The 18,420-nt window shown below is 58.2% G+C and carries 15 protein-coding genes; 8 read left to right on the top strand and 7 right to left on the bottom strand.

Annotation, left to right across the window (positions count from 1 at the left end):
* The first annotated feature begins 19 nt into the window (after positions 1–19).
* The 6 genes from gspG to gspE are packed head-to-tail and all read left to right on the top strand — an operon-like array spanning position 20 to position 4,611.
* Positions 20–445: a type II secretion system major pseudopilin GspG gene (gene gspG / locus U5K34_RS00630; protein WP_322566603.1), complete on the top strand. Its 426-nt coding sequence runs from the start codon at positions 20–22 to the stop codon at positions 443–445.
* Positions 423–965, top strand: coding sequence for a type II secretion system minor pseudopilin GspH (gene gspH / locus U5K34_RS00625; RefSeq protein WP_322566602.1), 543 nt, complete (start codon positions 423–425; stop codon positions 963–965). Before gspG ends, gspH begins: the two co-directional genes overlap by 23 nt.
* 2 nt (positions 966–967) lie before the next feature.
* Positions 968–1,414: a type II secretion system minor pseudopilin GspI gene (gene gspI / locus U5K34_RS00620; protein WP_322566601.1), complete on the top strand. Its 447-nt coding sequence runs from the start codon at positions 968–970 to the stop codon at positions 1,412–1,414.
* A complete protein-coding gene (gene gspJ, locus U5K34_RS00615; RefSeq protein WP_322566600.1) occupies positions 1,411–2,097 on the top strand; it encodes a type II secretion system minor pseudopilin GspJ in 687 nt (228 codons plus the stop codon). The genes gspI and gspJ overlap by 4 nt, the downstream gene beginning before the upstream one ends.
* A 4-nt stretch (positions 2,098–2,101) precedes the next feature.
* Complete coding sequence (gspC, locus tag U5K34_RS00610; RefSeq protein WP_322566599.1) at positions 2,102–3,073, top strand: type II secretion system protein GspC; 972 nt, start codon at positions 2,102–2,104, stop codon at positions 3,071–3,073.
* 2 nt (positions 3,074–3,075) lie between these two features.
* Complete coding sequence (gspE, locus tag U5K34_RS00605) at positions 3,076–4,611, top strand: type II secretion system ATPase GspE (protein WP_322566598.1); 1,536 nt, start codon at positions 3,076–3,078, stop codon at positions 4,609–4,611.
* 187 nt (positions 4,612–4,798) lie between these two features.
* Here gspE and U5K34_RS00600 read toward each other — a convergent pair whose 3' ends face one another.
* A complete protein-coding gene (locus tag U5K34_RS00600; RefSeq protein WP_322566597.1) occupies positions 4,799–6,037 on the bottom strand; it encodes a DUF1015 domain-containing protein in 1,239 nt (412 codons plus the stop codon).
* A 34-nt stretch (positions 6,038–6,071) separates the two neighbouring features.
* Positions 6,072–6,983 carry a M48 family metalloprotease gene (locus tag U5K34_RS00595; protein ID WP_322566596.1) on the bottom strand — a complete coding sequence of 304 codons (912 nt, stop codon included), beginning with the start codon at positions 6,981–6,983 and terminating at the stop codon, positions 6,072–6,074.
* A 273-nt stretch (positions 6,984–7,256) separates the two neighbouring features.
* On the opposite strand from U5K34_RS00595, the gene U5K34_RS00590 reads away from it, so the two are divergent.
* Together U5K34_RS00590 and U5K34_RS00585 are read left to right on the top strand one after the other, a co-directional pair.
* Complete coding sequence (locus U5K34_RS00590) at positions 7,257–8,804, top strand: adenylate/guanylate cyclase domain-containing protein (protein WP_322566595.1); 1,548 nt, start codon at positions 7,257–7,259, stop codon at positions 8,802–8,804.
* Positions 8,801–9,874: a hypothetical protein gene (locus tag U5K34_RS00585; RefSeq protein WP_322566594.1), complete on the top strand. Its 1,074-nt coding sequence runs from the start codon at positions 8,801–8,803 to the stop codon at positions 9,872–9,874. Before U5K34_RS00590 ends, U5K34_RS00585 begins: the two co-directional genes overlap by 4 nt.
* A gap of 189 nt (positions 9,875–10,063) precedes the next feature.
* Here U5K34_RS00585 and parC read toward each other — a convergent pair whose 3' ends face one another.
* The 5 genes from parC to U5K34_RS00560 form a co-directional block, all read right to left on the bottom strand.
* Positions 10,064–12,310: a DNA topoisomerase IV subunit A gene (gene parC / locus U5K34_RS00580; protein WP_322566593.1), complete on the bottom strand. Its 2,247-nt coding sequence runs from the start codon at positions 12,308–12,310 to the stop codon at positions 10,064–10,066.
* Positions 12,311–12,505: 195 nt separating this feature from the next.
* A complete protein-coding gene (gene parE / locus U5K34_RS00575) occupies positions 12,506–14,398 on the bottom strand; it encodes a DNA topoisomerase IV subunit B (protein WP_322566592.1) in 1,893 nt (630 codons plus the stop codon).
* A 218-nt stretch (positions 14,399–14,616) separates the two neighbouring features.
* Positions 14,617–16,677, bottom strand: a complete 2,061-nt coding sequence (locus U5K34_RS00570) for a methyl-accepting chemotaxis protein (protein ID WP_322566591.1) — start codon at positions 16,675–16,677, stop codon at positions 14,617–14,619.
* A 230-nt stretch (positions 16,678–16,907) separates the two neighbouring features.
* Positions 16,908–17,621, bottom strand: a complete 714-nt coding sequence (gene purC, locus U5K34_RS00565) for a phosphoribosylaminoimidazolesuccinocarboxamide synthase (RefSeq protein ID WP_322566590.1) — start codon at positions 17,619–17,621, stop codon at positions 16,908–16,910.
* A gap of 39 nt (positions 17,622–17,660) precedes the next feature.
* Positions 17,661–18,419, bottom strand: coding sequence for an MBL fold metallo-hydrolase (locus U5K34_RS00560; RefSeq protein WP_322566589.1), 759 nt, complete (start codon positions 18,417–18,419; stop codon positions 17,661–17,663).
* Between the last annotated feature and the right edge of the window lies 1 nt (position 18,420).

Below are 18,420 nucleotides of genomic sequence, written 5' to 3'. Positions count from 1 at the left end.
CCCAACCAATGAAGCTGACATGACAAAACGATCCCAGCGTGGTTTCACGCTTATTGAAATTATGGTGGTGGTGGTGATTCTCGGTATCCTCGCGGGTATCGTCGTCCCGCGCATCATGGACCGTCCGGACAGCGCCCGGGTCAATGCCGCGGCCCAGGACATTCGGGCCATCGAGTCGGCACTGAATCTCTATCGTCTGGACAACAGCGTCTATCCTTCCACGGATCAGGGGCTGGAGGCGCTGGTGGAAGAACCCGGCGGCCAGCCCGAACCGCGCAACTGGCAGGGCTATCTGGACAAGGTACCGCGCGATCCGTGGGGCACCCCCTACCAGTATCTCCATCCCGGGCAACATGCCGAATTCGATCTCTACAGTCTCGGCGCCGACGGCAAGCCGGGAGGCGAAGGCGTCAATGCGGATATTGGCAACTGGAATCTGGACTGACCGCCGCCAACACGGTTTCACCCTGCTGGAACTGCTGGTTGTTATCGCCATCATGACCATTCTCGCCGGTCTGGTGGTTCTCTCGATCGATGTCTCGGACCCGAACCGCACGCTGCGCGAACGCGGCGAACGCCTGGTGGCGCTGATCAATCTGGCCCACCATGAGGTGATGCTCGGCGCGCCTCCCGTCGGTATCGCCTTTACCGCCGAGGGTTATCACTTTCAACGCCAGCAGCTGATTAACAACGAGGTGCTGGAGTGGCGCGACATTCCCGACGACCGCACCCTGCGGCCGCGCTCCCTGCGCGACGCCGGGCTGGAGCTGGAACTGCGGGTGGAAGGCCGGCCCGTCAAGCTGGAATGGGCCCCGGAACATCCCTCGCCCAATATATTTCTGGAGCAAGACGGCACCCTCACTCCCTTTGAGCTGGTGCTGCGGGATCGCGACCAGCCCGACCGCCAGCTGCGACTGATTGGCGAGATGAACGGCCGCCTCACACTGGAACAGGAGCGGGGTTAACCATGACGGGCAGCACGCAACGCGGTTTTACCCTGCTGGAAGTCCTGGTGGCCGTCGCCGTGCTGGCCATCGCCCTGGCGGCGGCCATCCGTGTGGGCAGCCAGACCGCGATCAATACCGTTGAATTGCGCGAGCGAACCTACGCCGGCTGGGTGGCCGACAACGTCCTGGCCCGGATCGAGGCGGGAATTGAACCCCTTTCGGGCCCGGGGAAACGGCGCGGTAAAACGGAACTGGGCGACCAGGCGTGGGAGTGGCAACTCACTGCCGAAACCGCCGAGCCACCGCTGCCCATGGCGATCAACCTGCCCGGGCTGCTGCGTCTGGACGTGGCGGTCTATCGCGCCGGCGCGGGTGACGAGCGGGCCGTGGTAAGACGCGAAATCTGGCATAGCCTGCCACGCGCCGAGACCGCGAATGAAAATGCAGAAGAGGGAGCGGCGCAGTGATCCGCCCCGTTCGAACAACCGGTTTTACCCTGCTGGAACTGCTGGTCGCGCTGTCCATCTTTGCCCTGGTCTCGACCATGGCTTACGGCGGCTTGCAGGTGGTCCTGGAAAACCGCAGCCGCGTCATCGCCGAAGGGGAGCGGCTGGGCGAGCTGCAACTGGCCATAGGGGTCATCGAACGCGATCTCTTGCAACTGGCCCAGCGCCACTGGCGCGATCCGTGGGGTGAGACGCACCCGCCGCTCAGCTACGATCTGCTGGATATGGACCCGCGTCTGGAACTGGTGACCAGCGGCGGACGCCCGGGCCCGCAACGCAGCCGGCTGACCCGAATCGGTTATCAACTCGAGGACGGCGTACTCTACCGGCTGATCTGGAGCCACCTTGACGGCAGCCCACAGGAGCCGACCTATCGAACCCGCCTGGCCGGTGATACCGAAGAGCCCCGCCGCCGATTCGAGGCACTGGAGTTCGAGTTCTATTATCGCGAACGCGGTGTCGCGGACCCGGCTGCCACGCTGACCACCGACAGCTGGCCGCTGAGGGGGCAACAGAGGATCAATCCCGAGTTACTGGCCGTCGAGTTGACGCTGGAACTGGCCCGGGGCGGTACGATTCAGCGCCTGTTTGCCATGCCATTGCAACCCCGGACTCGACGGCAAGCCTCCGCCGATGGACAATAGCCCCATGAACATGCTTAACGAACGTCTCAGCAGTCTGGCTACGCCACAGACCGGTGCCCCGTATGTGCGCCGTCTTGCCACCCTGCTCAAGGCCCTGGCCGTGGTCCTGCTGGCGTCAACCGCGGCCCAACTGACCTGGTTTTTTCTGGCCGATCCGCCCGTGCCGCTCAAAAGCGCCGGCGTCGCCACCCCGGTCGATGCAACAAAAACCAAAGCCTTTGACGGCAACTCCCTGCAAAGCACGAAAACCAGTCTCTCGGATCTGGCGACGATCCACCTGTTCGGGACACCGCCCGCCACGCAGCCGCGTCAATCGACAGTCCCCACCGATGCACCCAAAACCCGCCTCAACTTGCGCCTGACCGGGATCCTGGCCATCGGCGGAGACGGCCAGGGGGTTGCCATCATCGCCCGGGGCAACGATCAGCGAGTCTATACCACCGGCGCGAATCTGCCCGGCAACGCGATACTCAAATACGTTCATCGGGATCGGGTCATCCTCTCGCGTGCCGGGCGCTTCGAGATGCTCCCCCTGGCACGCGACAAACTGGATATATCCCAAACGGATGCCGGGGTCCAGGCGGCATCGCCGGGTGAATTTCCGGTCAACAGTTCAGCGCGCGAACCTGAACCCGTCGAAACCGAACAAAGCCACATCCCACGCAATGAACTGACCCAATTGCGTGAAGAGCTGAATAACAATCCCCGGCGGCTTGCCGACCTGATCCAGTTCACGCCGATCATGAGCGGGGACGGAATTCGTGGCTTTCGTATTCAGCCGCGATCTGCAGGGCGGGACTATTTCCAGCGCGCCGGGCTCGAAGAAAATGACATTGTCACGGCAATCAACGGTATCCCGGTCAGCGACATGCAACAGATGAGCGGACTGATCAATCAACTGGAAACGGTTCGCGAACTGCGCCTGCAGGTGGAACGCGGCGGACGCGAACAACAACTGGTAGTAGGCATTGACTGACCATGGCTGACAATCTCGCTCCAAATTCCATATCCTATTCCTTTGCCCGACAGCACGGGCTGGTACCGCTGCCCAACGATGCTTCAGAAGGCAATAACACGGAGGAAACCGCCGGCCCGGTTCGTGTTGCCTGCCGTGCCGATGTCCATCCCGGCGCGATCGCCGAGCTGCGCCGTCATATGGGCCAGCCGTTGATGCTGGAGTCGGTCAGCACGGAGGATTTCGAAACCCTGCTGCGCAATCTGTATGAACGTACCTCCGGCGAAGCCGCCTATGCCATCGCCGGCATGGATGAAGGGATCGATCTGGCCCGTGTTGCCAGTGAACTGGGTGAGCCCACCGATCTGATGGAATCCGAGGATGACGCCCCGATTATCCGGCTCATTAATGCGTTGCTGACCGAGGCGATCCACGAGGACGCCTCCGACATTCACATCGAAACATACGAAAACCGCCTGGTGGTACGGTTTCGGGTGGATGGCGTACTGCGCGAGGTTCTGCAACCGCCGGCCGGACTCGCGCCCCTGCTCACCTCGCGCATCAAGGTCATGGCCCGGCTGGATATCGCGGAAAAACGTCTGCCCCAGGACGGCCGCATCTCCCTGCGGCTGGCCGGACGGCCGGTGGATGTGCGCGTCTCCACCCTGCCGACCGGCCAGGGGGAACGGGTGGTGATGCGTCTGCTGGACAAACAGGCCGGGCGCCTCGATCTGACCCATCTTGGCATGCAATCCGGCGATCTCGATCGCCTGGAGCGGGTCATTCACCACCCCCACGGCATTTTGCTGGTCACCGGTCCCACCGGCTCGGGGAAAACCACCACCCTGTATGCCGCCCTGGCCGCGATTAATGATCGCCAGCGCAACATCATGACGGTCGAGGATCCGATCGAATACTATCTGGACGGCATTAACCAGACCCAGGTAAATCAGAAGGTCGACATGACTTTCGCCCGCGGTCTGCGCGCGATCCTGCGCCAGGACCCGGATGTGGTGATGGTCGGCGAAATCCGGGATGTGGAGACCATGGAGATCGCCATCCAGGCCTCCCTGACCGGTCACCTGGTCCTTTCCACCCTGCACACCAATACCGCGATCGGCGTTGTCACCCGTCTGCGCGATATGGGGATCGAGCCCTTCCTGCTGGCCTCCAGCCTGGTCGGGGTCATGGCCCAGCGGCTGGTGCGCGTGCTCTGTGCGCACTGCAAATCCCCGTTCGAGGTCGGGCCGATCGACATGAAACATATGGGACTGGATCCCGCCACTGATAGCGCGCCGACACTCTATCAGGCAGTCGGTTGCGAAGCCTGCAACGGACTCGGCTACCGGGGCCGCACCGGTATCTACGAAGTCATCGAGGTCGACAACACTTTGCGCCAGATGATCCACGACGGCAAGGGAGAACAGGCCATGGAACGGTATGTGCGCAAGCAGGCCACCTCGATTCACGCAGACGGACTACGCCGGGTACTGGCCGGTGATACGACTCTGGAAGAGGTCTTGCGGGTCACCCAGGAAGCCGAGATTCAGGAAGACTGAATAAAAGTTCCGAATATCCGATCCCCCCTGCAGGATGGAACAAGCGAAGCGGTTCCACCTGAACCCCGGAAAAACCTGGATGCGTCGCGTTGCTCCTTGATCCAGGCTACCGGGTCAATGAACTGGTATTCGGATCACCTGTTCAGACACCGTTAAAGAAACTAACGGCCGCACCGGTTTTGATTTTTTAATCCAGTACGTGCGAAACCAGCCCGTCGGCCAGCTTGGGTTCGAACCAGGTGGATTTGGGCGGCATCACCTCTTCGGCGTCGGCCACCGCCATCAGTTCGGACAGGGCGGTCGGATAGAGGGCAATGGCCACCTGCATTTCACCGCTGTCGACCCGTTTTTCCAGCTCGTCCAGACCGCGTATGCCACCGACAAAGTCGATGCGCTTGTCGCGACGCGGATCGTCGATCCCCAGTACCGGCTCGATCAGGTTGTTTTGTAACAGACTGACATCAAGACGCCCCACCGGGTCCTGCTCCGGTATCTGTGCCGGCTTGATCGTCAGACGGTACCACTGTCCGGACAGGTACATACCGAACTCACCGGAACGGGCGGGTTTGACCTGCTGGTCACTGGTTTGCACGTCAAACCGCTCCTCCAGCCGTTGCAAAAACTCCGCCGGCTCCAGGCCGTTGAGATCCCGCACCACCCGGTTATAGTCCAGGATGTTCATCTGATTGTCCGGAAAAATGACCGACAGGAAATAGTCGTGACTGGCCTCGCCAACCTCACGTGCGCCGCTATTGCGCATTTCGGCCACGCGCGAGGCCGCCGCCGAACGATGATGACCGTCGGCGATATACAGACAGTCCATTGCCTCAAAGGTATCGGTGATAAGGTCAATATCCTTTTGCTCCGTAATGCGCCAGAGTATATGACGCACACCGTCATCGGCAGTAAGATCATAAAGCGGCGTGGACTGGCTGACTCTGTCGGTGAGCGAATCGATGGTGGTGTTATGCCGATAGGTCAAAAATACCGGCCCGGTCTGGGCATTCAACGCGTCAATTTGCCTGACCCGATCGGCCTCCTTGTCCGGTCGGGTGTATTCATGCTTGCGAATCCGGTTGCGATCATATTCGGCCACCGAGGCGACCGCCACCAGGCCGGTCTGAATATGGTCGTTCATCTGTAACTGATACAGGTAATAACACGCCTGCGGCTCCCGCATGAGTACGCCTTTGTTTATCAGATTTTGCAAATTCTCGGCGCCCTGATTGTAGACCTGTTCGGAATAGGGATCCGTCCCTTCGGGCAGATCAATCTCCGGCTTGGAAATGTGCAAAAAACTGTAAGGCCGACCCCGGGCTTTTTCTCTGGCTTCTTCCGTATTTAATACATCATAGGGCGGGGCAATGACATCATCGGCGTGTTCCGGTACCGGCCGCAGGCCGGCAAACGGGCGAATTAAAGACATACGAACTCCTCGGCTTTTCTGGTTTATTATTCATTCATGTCGGCGTCTGAGCCGAGAGCTTATCCTGACACTGGTCATTTAGCCGACGCAAGGCCGCCATTCGCTCAAACAGCATGGGATGGCTGTTAAACAACTGCATAAAACGGAATTTAAGTCGCCCGGACAGACCAAACGCCGCCAGTTGCCTGCCCTGCCCGGATTGCATCATGGTATCCAGATAACGCAGGGCCGCGCGCATTTGCCTGTGACCGACCAGTTCAGCGGCCTGTCGATCGGCCCGGTATTCGCAATGCCGGCTGAAACGCATAATCAGCAAGCTGGCCAGCCAGCCGCCCGCCAGCTGTAACACCACTACAGTAATCCAGTAAACCGCACCGCCGGCAAGATAGCCGGGCCAGAGTCTCCGCGCCAGTGCATCGAGCATTCTGGCCGGTAACTCGATGAAAACCGTCAGCACACCTTGCAACAGGGCCAGTACCTGTACATCGCCATTGGCAATATGACTGATCTCATGCGCCAGAACCGACTCCAGCTCCCGCGGCGTCAATCCGTGCACCAGCCCTTCGCTCAGGACGATGGTTGCCTTGTGACGGCGCAGCCCCAGGGCAAAGGCATTAAACTCACGGGAAGGATAGATGGCGATACGCGGCGGGCTGATTCCGCGTCGCAGCGCCAGACGGAACGAGGTGGTATGCAACCACTGTTCCAGACCGCCGAGCGGTTGTTGCAGATGACGGGCCTTGAGAATTTGCCGGCAGTAAAGCCGGGCAGCAAACAGACAGATCAGCCCCGCGGCGAAGACCAGTGCGGCCAACAATCCCGGCACCGATAGCGGGACCGGCGCCCAGTCCTGCGTGTACAGTAACCCCAGCCACGGCAGACCACCGAGCAACAGCGCCATGGCGCTCGTCGCCAGCATGACGGATGACTTGAGCCAGCCCGTCATGGCCTTAACCCTGCCCATCTCTGTACGACCCTTTTCAAGCCTTTATTGCTCCTTCCCGGTATTTTATGACACAGATCACAAAATTGTCGGACGGGCGCCGGATTCCTCATGCGTAGGCGCAGCCCGGTCGATTATGCTTTAATATATAGGGGATTATACCTCACTGGGAAGCACCAGACTCACCAAATCGGAGGAACATCCGGCGGCGTCAGCCAGCCAATCTGCCCCCTTGCGCGCAGGGCAAAGGCCTGACCACCCGGATAACAGGAAACTATGGCTTCACCCCCGGCACAACGCAGCATCATTCATCGCATCAAACACTGGCGGGCGCGGATCGGCTTTCGCCTGCGCCGGCTCATTCACAATCGACTGCCGGAATACTTCCCCATTGCCTATAAACTGTCGCTGATTATTACCCTGCTTATCAGCGGCGGGATGATTCTGCTTGGCCTGGTTATCGTAACCAATCAGACCGAATTACTGCGCGGCCAGATGGATGAGTTTGGTCAGACCATGGTCAACCAGGTCGCCGAATCGTCAAAGGAACTGGTCCTGTCGGACGACACGCTGAGCCTGATGGTCGTCATCAGCAACCTGGGCACGAACGAAAATGTGCTCGGCGCAGCCATTTATTCCGACAATGGCGAAGTTCTGGCCTCGTCCGGCGCCAATCCCTCCGGTGACATTATCAACCTCTACGGCGAATCAACCCGGATTGGCAATAACAGCTACAGTGTACCCTGGCAGTCATCCAGCGATGCCGGTACCTACACCAGCGCGGTGGCTTTTATGACGCCCATTCGTTTTCAGGGCGTTATCGCCGGCCATGCCCTGGTCAGTTTCAGTGAAGAGGCGCTGAACAAATCGATTCAGCATACTATCAGTGCGATTGCCGCCGCGACCATTCTTATGATCATCCTCGGTATTATTATTGCCTTTATAATGGGGGATCGCCTGTCCCGTCCGATACATCAGCTAATGAACGCCAGCAAAGCAATTGGCAGCGGCAACTACGGCTATCGTATTCAGGAACGGCGTAACGATGAAATCGGTTATCTGACCTCGGCCTTCAATGACATGGCAAAGGGCCTGTTGGAAAAAACCCAGGTGGAAAATGCGTTTTCACGCTACGTCTCGCCCAATGTTGCCAAACAGATCCTCTCCAATCTTGACTCGGTTCATCTGGGTGGAAAACATATGCAAGGCAGCGTTTTGTTTGCCGATATTGTCGGCTTCACCAGTATGTCCGAAAAACTGCCGCCGGATGAAGTCGCTGACCTGCTCAATGAATACTTCTCGTATATTTCCATGGTCAGTCAGCTTTATCGCGGGACAATCGACAAATACATGGGTGATTGCGCGATGATCGTGTTCGGCATTCCGGACAACGATGAAGAACACAAATTTAATGCCATCGCCTGCGCCGTCATGATTCAGCGCCTGGTTGAAACCCTGAATGCCCGACGGATACGGGACGGAAAATACCCTGTTTACTTCCGCATCGGGGTCAATAGCGGAGTCATGCTTGCCGGAAACATGGGCTCTCCCGAACGCATGCAATACACTGTCGTGGGTGAGGCCGTTAACCTGGCCTCCCGACTTCACACGGTTGCCGAAAAAGGGCAGATTGTCATCACCGAACCTTTCTACAAAGACAGCGACATTAACTGGCGCGTACTCGCCCAGAAGCACAAATCCATTCACCTGCGCGGTATTGCCGAACCAGTGTCCACCTATATCGTCAATGATATCACGCAAACTTACCGGGCCACCATGGACGCCCAGTTGCATGAAATTCTCTCGGGCAAAAGTGTTGCATGAATTTCCTTCGTCTCTTTGTAGTTTTCAGCCTCGCCCTTTCTTTCACGGGCTGTGCCTACCTGCACTCCTTTGATTCCAATCTGCCGGAAAAAGTCGATCAGTGGATTGAAGAGGAACAATATGGCAGAGCCCTGGATACCCTGGAACATGTCCGTGAGGATAACCGTAATTACGCCCTGTTGATGAAACAAAAGGCACGGATCCTGTCACTGGCGGCCAAACTGGAAAAAGAGACTATTGCCCGTTCGCGGCAGCTCGTTGCCAGAAACGAATGGTATAACGCCTCTCAACTCTATCAGGAAGCACTGCATAAATACCCGGATAGTAAAGCGCTACGCAAAGCGCATGAGGATTTTATCGAACAACGCCAGGTATATCTGGCTGCCCTTGAGACCCGGCTTTTGATCAACAAGGGGAGCTGGCTGAAACAAAATGCCTCGATTTACAGTCGGGTTAAAGCCGCCATTCCGCATAATTACCGTTCTGTTGACGGCATTCGCGACTATGAAAGCGATCGACAACAGACAACCCGGGCACTGGTCGAATGCGCCCTGACCGCGGACAGCGCCGATAACATTGATCTGGCACGCCAGTGCCTGCTCCTGGCAGAACGCCTGGAACCGGCACTGAAGCAGGACCCGCGACTGGCAGATACTCGCGAGCGCATCGGGGAGGCACGTGAAGCCCGTCTTACCCGATATAAAAACCGGATTATCGATCTCATGGCCGAGCTAAGACAGGGCAACAGTCTGGATAACCTGCAACGGGCCCGGGATCGCCTGCAAAGTTCGGGGCAGTACGGCTCACTGGATGATGAAACACTGGAATTGCTCGACAACCTCAGTAAACGTTTGCAGGAAGGCATCAATCAGCGCATGGAGTCGGCACGGTATCTGTACAGCCAGGGCAAAATACAGCAGGCGCTGCAGATATGGGAATCACTGCGCAGCATCGACCCGGGCAACCAGCAACTGGAAGCCCACATCGATCGTGCCCGACGGGTACTGGAAAAGCTGAAGCGTCTGCAACAGGAAGGCAGTGTAATCAGCCCGCCGGGGTTACAAAACTGAGTTTTACCCGGCTTGAATAACGGTTCCAAATTCGTGCACACCTTATACTCTGGCTAACCCTGCAGGTCACGCTGGCGATAGCCTGCGTGACACCCTGCCGATACGGAGATGCCGGAGTTCAGGTGAAACCGCTTCGCTTGTTCCACCCTACAGGGGGACCGGGTATTGGAAACCTTTATTTAGAGTGGGCTATTCCTCCACCGACTCCATGCGTGTCACGTTACGGAAACCCTGAGGCAGTTTGATACCCCGCTGGGCCCGTTCACCTTCATAAGGCTCCATTTCTTCGGGCTTGAGCACCTTGTGCCTTTTGCCCGAGTAAATCTTGAGGCTGTCCTGTTCCTCGAGTACCGTCACGGCCGTGGCGTATTCCTGGCCGCTTTTCGCCCTGGCCGGCGGGATGTTCATAATCTTGACGCCCTTGCCTTTGGGCAGTATCGGTAACTCGGCCACATGGTGAATCAGCAGTTTGCCTTCATTGGAGACCATCGCGACCCAGTAGGTCTCCATGTCGGTTACCGGCACCGGCGGCAGAACCTTTGCCCCCTCGGGGACTTTCAGCATGGCCTTGCCCTTCTTGTTACGGGTAATCATATCTTCCAGCTTGGTGATCAGCCCGTAACCATGACTGGTCGCCAGCAGCACCAGTTGATCGGCACTCCCGGTCACCACACCACAGAAGATGGCACCGGATGGCGGGCTCAGACGACCGGTCAGCGGCTCACCCTGGCCTCGTGCCGACGGCAGGGTGTGTGCAGGCAAGGCATAGGTACGCCCGGTAGAATCGATCACCACGGCCAGCTGGTTGGATTTGCCCAGGGCGCTGTTAAGATAAGCGTCGCCCGATTTGTAATTCAGTTCGGTGGGGTCCATTTCGTGACCCTTGGCGGTCCGGATCCAGCCTTTTTCCGACAGCACGATCGTCACCGGATCGGCGCTGACCAGTTCGGTGACATCCAGTGCCTGGGCGGCCTCACGGGTCACGATCGGTGAACGCCGCTCATCGCCGTATTCCTTCGTGACTTCCTTGAGTTCCTTTTTCACCAGTGTCTTGAGGCGTTGTTTGGAACCCAGAATTTTCTGCAGTTCAGCCTGTTCCTCTTTCAGCTCTTTTTGTTCAGTGCGAATACTCATCTCTTCGAGCTTGGCCAGATGCCGCAATTTTAACTCGAGGATCGCTTCGGCCTGTTCATCCGACAGTTTGAAGCGTTTCATCAACACCGGCTTGGGTTTGTCATTCTCGCGAATGATCTTGATCACCTCATCAATATTGAGATAGGCGATCATCAGGCCGTCGAGGATATGCAACCGCTTGCTGACCTTGTCCAGGCGATGTTCCAGGCGCCGGCGCACGGTATCGATACGGAAAGTCAGCCAGTCATTGAGCAGATCCTTCAGGTGACGCACGCCGGGTCGACCATTGAGACCGATGACATTCATGTTGACCCGGTAGGTCCGCTCCAGATCGGTGGTCGCAAACAGATGGGTCATCACTTCAGCCGCGTCCACCCGGTTGGAGCGTGGCACGATTACCAGACGCGTCGGATGCTCGTGATCCGACTCGTCACGCAGATCCACCACCATCGGCAGTTTTTTGGCCTGCATCTGGGCCGCAATCTGTTCCAGTATCTTGGCCGGCGAAGTCTGATGGGGCAGCGCGGTAATAATGATGTCGTCTTTTTCCCGCTCGTAACGGGCGCGCATGCGGATCGAGCCGTGGCCGGTTTCATACATTTTTACCAGATCGGCTTTCGGGGTAATAATCTCCGCGTCGGTGGGATAGTCCGGTCCGGGCAGATGCTTGCAAAGTTCCTTGATGGTGGTTTTGGGGTTTTCCAGCAAATGGACCGAGGCGTTAAGCAACTCGGTCAGGTTGTGCGGCGGAATGTCGGTACTCATTCCCACGGCAATGCCGGTCGTCCCGTTCATCAATACATGCGGAACCCGGGAGGGCAGGACTTCCGGCTCACTCAGTGTGCCATCAAAATTGGGCACCCAGTCAGCCGTCCCCTGCCCCAGCTCGGACAACAGCAGATCCGCGTAGCGGGACAGACGGGCCTCGGTGTAGCGCATCGCCGCGAAGGACTTGGGATCATCCGGCGAGCCCCAGTTGCCCTGGCCTTCCAGCAGCGGATAACGATAGGAGAACGGCTGCGCCATGAGCACCATGGCCTCATAGCAGGCGGTGTCGCCATGAGGATGAAACTTACCCAGCACATCACCGACCGTTCTGGCGGACTTCTTGAACTTCGATCCCGCCTTGAGGCCGAGATCGGACATGGCATACACAATGCGCCGCTGCACCGGCTTGAGCCCGTCCCCCACATGCGGCAGCGCCCGATCCATGATGACGTACATCGAGTAATCGAGATACGCCCGCTCGGTAAACTCCTTCAGCGGCAGCAGTTCAATATTTTCTTCGAATTGATTGCTCATAGATACTCGTCACTTAGTGAACTTCACTTTATTAACGCGGAGGACGCGGAGGCGCAGAGTTTGTAAAGCAATGTTGAGTTTTTAATGTTGAATTTTGAATGAAATGCCAGCTCACAATTCAACATTAATAATTATTTACGGCCTCCGCGCCTCCGCGTCTCTGCGTCCTCCGCGTTTATTTCCAGGATATATCTACTAGACCTCGATATCCGCCAGGTCGCCTTTTTTCTCCAGCCAGGCCCGGCGATCGCCCGCCCGCTTTTTGGCCAGCAGCATATCCATCATCTGCTGGGTGCCGTCACCGCTTTCGGTCACCAGCCGTGCCAGGCGCCGGGTGTCGGGATCCATGGTTGTCTCGCGTAGCTGCAGGGGATTCATCTCGCCCAGACCTTTGAAGCGGGTAACCTGCACCTTGCCTTTGATTTTTTCCGCCGCGATACGATCCAGGGTACCCTGACGCTCGGCGTCATCCAGTGCATAATAGGTTTCCTTGCCGACATCAATCCGATAGAGCGGCGGCATGGCGATATAGACATGCCCCGCGTCCACCAGCGGCTTGAAATGACGCAGGAACAGCGCGGTCAGCAGTGTAGCGATATGCGCGCCGTCCGAATCGGCATCGGCCAGTACGATCACCTTGCCATAACGCAGGCTGGAAAGATCTTCGGAGCCGGGATCGACGCCCAGGGCAACCGAGATATCGTGCACTTCCTGGGAACCGAGTACCTCGGTCGGCTCGACTTCCCAGGTGTTGAGAATCTTGCCCCGCAGCGGCATGATCGCCTGAAACTCGCGATCCCGGCCCTGCTTCGCGGAGCCGCCAGCCGAATCGCCCTCGACCAGAAACAGTTCAGTACGACTCAAATCCTGCGCGGAACAATCGGCCAGCTTGCCGGGCAGTGCCGGCCCCTGGGTGACTTTCTTGCGCACCACCTTGCGACCGGCGCGCAGCCGGCTCTGGGCATTATTGATCGCCAGCTCGGCGATCTGCTCACCCAGGTCGCTGTGCTGATTGAGCCATAAACCGAAAGCATCCTTGACCACGCCGGAGACAAACGGCGCCGACTCCCGCGAGGAGAGCCGCTCCTTGGTCTGGCCGGAGAACTGGGGATCCTCGAGCTTCACGGACAGGATATAACTGAGTTTCTCCCAGATATCCTCCGGTGCCAGCTTGACGCCCCGCGGGATCAGATTACGAAATTCGCAAAACTCGCGCACCGCTTCGGTCAGGCCGGTGCGCATGCCGTTGACATGGGTGCCGCCCTGGGCCGTCGGGATCAGGTTGACGTAACTTTCACTGACGTTGATCGAACCGTCGGGGATCCAGGCCAGCGCCCAGTCCACCGCTTCCAGGTTGCCGCTGAAACTGCCGACGAAAATATCCGGGGGCAACATTTCAACGCCACCCAGCTCGCCCTTGAGATAATCACGCAGACCATCTTCATAGCACCATTCGATCTCTTCCTTGCCGGCTTCATCCTGGAAGGTGACGAGCAGGCCGGGACATAAGACCGCCTTGGCGCGTAACACATGTTTGAGTCGTGGCACCGAGAATTTCGGGGAGTCGAAAAACGTCGGATCGGGCCAGAAACGCAGGGTGGTACCGCTGTTGCGTTTACCGACGGTGCCGATCTCTTCCAGGCTCGATTTTTTATCCCCGTTGGCAAAGGCGATGTTGTATTCCTTGCCATCGCGCTTGATCCAGACCTCCAGATGTTTGGACAGGGCATTGACCACTGACACCCCGACACCGTGCAGGCCCCCGGAGAACTGGTAGTTCTTGCTGGAGAACTTGCCGCCGGCATGGAGCCGCGTCAGGATGACTTCCACTCCCGGGACTTTCTCTTCGGGATGCAGATCCACCGGCATACCCCGCCCGTCGTCGCTGACCTGCAGGGAGCCGTCCTTGAACAGCACCACATCGACCCGTTTGGCGTGACCGGCAATGGCCTCGTCGACGCTGTTGTCGATGACTTCCTGGGCCAGATGATTGGGACGCTCGGTCTGGGTATACATGCCCGGGCGCTTGCGCACCGGCTCCAGGCCGGTCAAAACTTCAATAGACTCAGCAGTATATTTGGCGTTCATGACATATCGTTATATCGAATAGGCGTTCACCGGTCGTTGACCGGCGCGGATAGTACGCAGCGATTCTACGGGGGATCGGGGCAGGGAGCAAAATGAATCGTGCCGATTATGTGCACGATTTTGCACCACCGGACAAAGTCGCTGCCTTGAAACAGGCCAAACGACGGGGGGATACGGTGCCAGGTAACTCTGGCACCGCCGGTTGTAGCGGTGAGACGTCAGACCTTGAAACGGCCGACCAGGGTCTGCAGTTCCGAAGAGAGCCGGGCCAGATCATGGCTGGCGGTCGCCAGCTGCTCGGTGCTGTTGGAGGAGCTGTCCGCCACGTGCGTAATATTGATAATACTCTCGTTAATCTCCTCGGCCACCTGGCCCTGCTGGCGGGCCGCTTCAGCGATTTGCTGATTCATACTGGTAATCCGGTTGACCGCCTCGGTAATGCTTTGCAATGACTGCCCGGCCTGCCCGGCCTGTTCCACGCTGGAGCCGGCCTGGCTGCGACCTTCCTCCATCACCTTGACCGCATCCCGGGCGCCGGCCTGCAGCTTGTCGATCATCTGTTTGATCTCTTCAGTCGACTCCTGGGTACGGCTGGCCAGGTTACGCACTTCATCGGCCACCACCGCAAAACCGCGACCCTGTTCCCCGGCGCGGGCCGCCTCGATAGCGGCGTTCAACGCCAGCAGGTTGGTTTGTTCGGCAATGCCCTGGATCACCTCCAGCACGGTGCCGATCTGCTCGCTGTCTTTCTCCAGGTTGTTGATGACATTGGCGGCCTTTTCCACTTCCGAGGCCAAACGGTCGATCGAGTCAATTGTATTGTTGACCACTGAGCGACCTTCCACCGCCTGGTTATCCGCATTGCCGGCCGCTTCGGCCGCCGAGTCGGCATTATTGACCACTTCCTGCACGGTGGCGGTCATCTCGTTCATGGCGGTGGCCACCTGCTCGGTTTCATTACGCTGGCGATTCACCCCGTCGCTGGTTTCGTTGGTAATGATCGACATTTCCTCGGCGGCCGACGCCAGTTGCGTGGTCGCGCCCGAAACCTGTTTGATGGTTTCCTGAATCTTGTCGGCAAACCTGTTAAATGCTCCCGCCAGCTGGGCCATCTCATCCTTGCCCTGCACCTCCAGGCGCCGGGTCAGATCGCCTTCCCCTTCGGAAATATCTTCCATGGCGGTGACGGCGGCACGCATGGGCCGGGTAATCAACCCCGCCAGCAACAGACCGCCGCCCACACTGACGATCAGACCGATGATCAAGAGGATACCGACCAGGCCCTGGGTGGCCGTCACTTCCGTCAGCAATGATTGGGAAGATGCTTCCACTTCGGTACGTTGATCGTTAACCAGCCAGTCGATGTCGGTTTTGATCGCATCGATCAGCGGACCGATCTCGGTCCGGATCAGATGGGAATCGGTGCGCCATTGCTCACCACTGTGGACCTTGAACAGTTGATCCTGAAAATCAATATACTCTTGTGCCAGGGATCGGATCGACCCCACCGCATCCAGCTGTTCGAAGGTCAGCAACGCCTCCTGGGCGGCAATTTTATCCAGCGCCTCGAGAAACCCCTCGCGATAGAGCTTGACGTTGGACATATTCGAAGGGCCGCGGAAGGAGATAAAGGCCCGGTTCTCGTTCAGCACGTTCATCCAGATCTGGCGCAGCTCAACCATTTCCAGTAGCAGCTCACGGCGTTGCGGGGTCGCCGGTTCGGTGCTTTCGGAGCGAATCATCTGGCTCAGGTATTGCTGGATATCGGCGGCCAGCGGGGCCATCTTGGAAGAGGAGAGACCAATACCGGGCTGGTTCTGATCAAAGTTGGTCGCCAGCTCCAGCATCCGCGGTTTATAGGTGGCATATTCGGCAATGTTGTCGGCAATCTGGTTAATGCGTTGCTTGATTTGCGGGTCGTCCACCCGTTCGGTCAAGACTTTTAACTGATTCAGTTCGACGTCCAGTTCCTGCAGATTGCGTTCATACTCCTGTTTATCGCTTTCTTCCTTGCTCAACAGATAAAAGCCCAGTGCCGCACTGGTTCGATCGAGCCGGTCCGCCAACTGCATCGACGCCAGCACCATCGGCTGGCTCACTTCGACGACTTCGCCCAGTTTGTTCTGCGCACTGTTGAGACTGGTCAGGGCCGTGACAGAGACGATCACCAGCAGCACGGCCATACTGCCAAAACCCAGCCACAGCTTGTGACTGATCTTGAAACGCGCGAACAGGGACTGGACGGGACTCCAGAAGGAATTTTTGTTCGATGGGGACATGTGTCACCTCCGTCTCTGCGACAAGTCCTTCTGTGCAAGACCTCGTATATAATGGTTTACTGATATTGCTCGGCAGCGACAGAAACAACCCTGTCGCCTTAATTTACATGTCGGCCCAACGGACGGTAACTTTATAGTAATAATCAGGGTTTACCCTGAGAAAGTTTTAGCGCGGGGAAATTTCCTTATCGAATACCGTGGTTTGAGCGGGGTCAAAAACGCCCGGCGAGTCAACTCAAAGCAATGCCCAGCCGGCGGGCGACTTCCTCGTAGGCTTCGACGACGCCGCCGAGTCCCTGGCGGAAACGATCCTTGTCCAGCTTGTCGCGGGTTTGCGCATCCCACAGACGACAGCCATCGGGCGTGAACTCATCGCCCAGCAGCAGTTCCCCCTCGAAGCGGCCGAACTCCAGCTTGTAATCCACCAGCAACAGCCCGGCCTGTTCAAACAAGCGCTTCAGCACGTCATTGACCGCAAAGGTCAGCTGTTTCATGCGTTCGATTTCCGCCGCCGTGGCCCAGTCGAACGCCAGGATGTGGTAATCGTTGATCATGGGATCATGCAGCGCATCGTCCTTGAGAAAAAATTCGAATACCGGCGGATTCAACGACTGGCCTTCCTCGACGCCGAGGCGGCGGCACAGACTGCCGGCGCTGAGATTGCGCACCACGCATTCGATAGGCAACATCGCCAGTTTCTTGACCACCGATTCCTGATCGGACAGCAGGCTTTCAAAATGGGTGGGGATACCGGCCTGTTGCAATTGCTGCATGATGAAGGCATTGAACTTGTTGTTGACCATACCCTTGCGTTCCAGCTGGGCCAGTTTCTCCCCGTCGAAGGCCGAGGTGTCGTTACGAAACTCCAGGATCAAGCGATCCGGGTCATCGGTGGTAAAAACGGTTTTGGCCTTGCCAGCGTAGAGTTCCTGCTGTTTTTGCATGCGGTGTATCCTCACAAGCAGTTATGCGGTTAATGGGCTTCAGACATCGCGCCAGTCGGTTCCCTGTTCCTGACAGGCCACTTCGATATCGGCGAGCTTGCAGCCCAGCGCCCCGGCCAGCGCGTCACGCGCCAGTGCCGGGGTATTGTTCTTGTCGCTCAAATGGGCCGCCACCAGATAATGCAGGCCACCGGTATCGATCTCGGTCAGTATCCGCGCGGCCTGGGCATTACTCAAGTGGCCCCAGTCGCCGCCAACCCGTTGCTTGAGACCCGTTGGATAGGGCCCTTCGGCCAGCATCTGCGGATCGTGATTGCATTCGAGAATCAGCGCATCGCAATCTGACAGGCAGGCATGAATATGCGCTGTACTGCAGCCGGTATCGGTCAACAGCCCCAGCGTCCGATCGCCGTCACTGAACAGAAACTGGCAGGGTTCGCGGGCATCGTGCGGGACCGGAAACGGCTGCAGCTCGAGATCGCCAATCGCCAGTGACTGATGGACATCAAACAGGTTCAACTGCGGCACCTTGCCCGGCTGCGTGCCATTGACCGTGCCGCGCGTGGCCCAGACCGGCACCCCGTAGCGCCGCGCCAGCAGCCCCACGCCGCGAATATGATCGCCGTGTTCATGGGTTACCACGATCGCATTCAGCGACTGTGGTTCGCAGCCCAGTCGCCGCAGGCGCGCTTCGGTCTCGCGCAGGGAGAAACCGCAATCGATCAGAATACGGGTTTGCCCGTGCTCGATGAGCGTCCCGTTCCCCTTGCTGCCGCTGCCGATCAGTGCAAATCGCACA

Source organism: Thiohalophilus sp., from assembly GCF_034521165.1.
In the GTDB taxonomy this organism is placed as follows: domain Bacteria; phylum Pseudomonadota; class Gammaproteobacteria; order UBA6429; family Thiohalophilaceae; genus Thiohalophilus.
The sequence above is the reverse complement of the archived record's forward strand: the minus strand, read 5'-3'. Positions and strand labels throughout refer to the sequence as shown.

What these genes read in the sequence shown, in the direction of transcription:
- U5K34_RS00595 (WP_322566596.1), bottom strand. Translation starts at nt 6,983, where the DNA reads ATGACGGGCTGGCTCAAGTCATCCGTCATGCTGGCGACGAGCGCCATG.
- parE (WP_322566592.1), bottom strand. Translation starts at nt 14,398, where the DNA reads ATGAACGCCAAATATACTGCTGAGTCTATTGAAGTTTTGACCGGCCTG.
- gspI (WP_322566601.1), top strand. Translation starts at nt 968, where the DNA reads ATGACGGGCAGCACGCAACGCGGTTTTACCCTGCTGGAAGTCCTGGTG.
- U5K34_RS00570 (WP_322566591.1), bottom strand. Translation starts at nt 16,677, where the DNA reads ATGTCCCCATCGAACAAAAATTCCTTCTGGAGTCCCGTCCAGTCCCTG.
- gspE (WP_322566598.1), top strand. Translation starts at nt 3,076, where the DNA reads ATGGCTGACAATCTCGCTCCAAATTCCATATCCTATTCCTTTGCCCGA.
- gspC (WP_322566599.1), top strand. Translation starts at nt 2,102, where the DNA reads ATGAACATGCTTAACGAACGTCTCAGCAGTCTGGCTACGCCACAGACC.
- purC (WP_322566590.1), bottom strand. Translation starts at nt 17,621, where the DNA reads ATGCAAAAACAGCAGGAACTCTACGCTGGCAAGGCCAAAACCGTTTTT.
- gspG (WP_322566603.1), top strand. Translation starts at nt 20, where the DNA reads ATGACAAAACGATCCCAGCGTGGTTTCACGCTTATTGAAATTATGGTG.
- parC (WP_322566593.1), bottom strand. Translation starts at nt 12,310, where the DNA reads ATGAGCAATCAATTCGAAGAAAATATTGAACTGCTGCCGCTGAAGGAG.
- U5K34_RS00590 (WP_322566595.1), top strand. Translation starts at nt 7,257, where the DNA reads ATGGCTTCACCCCCGGCACAACGCAGCATCATTCATCGCATCAAACAC.
- U5K34_RS00585 (WP_322566594.1), top strand. Translation starts at nt 8,801, where the DNA reads ATGAATTTCCTTCGTCTCTTTGTAGTTTTCAGCCTCGCCCTTTCTTTC.
- U5K34_RS00600 (WP_322566597.1), bottom strand. Translation starts at nt 6,037, where the DNA reads ATGTCTTTAATTCGCCCGTTTGCCGGCCTGCGGCCGGTACCGGAACAC.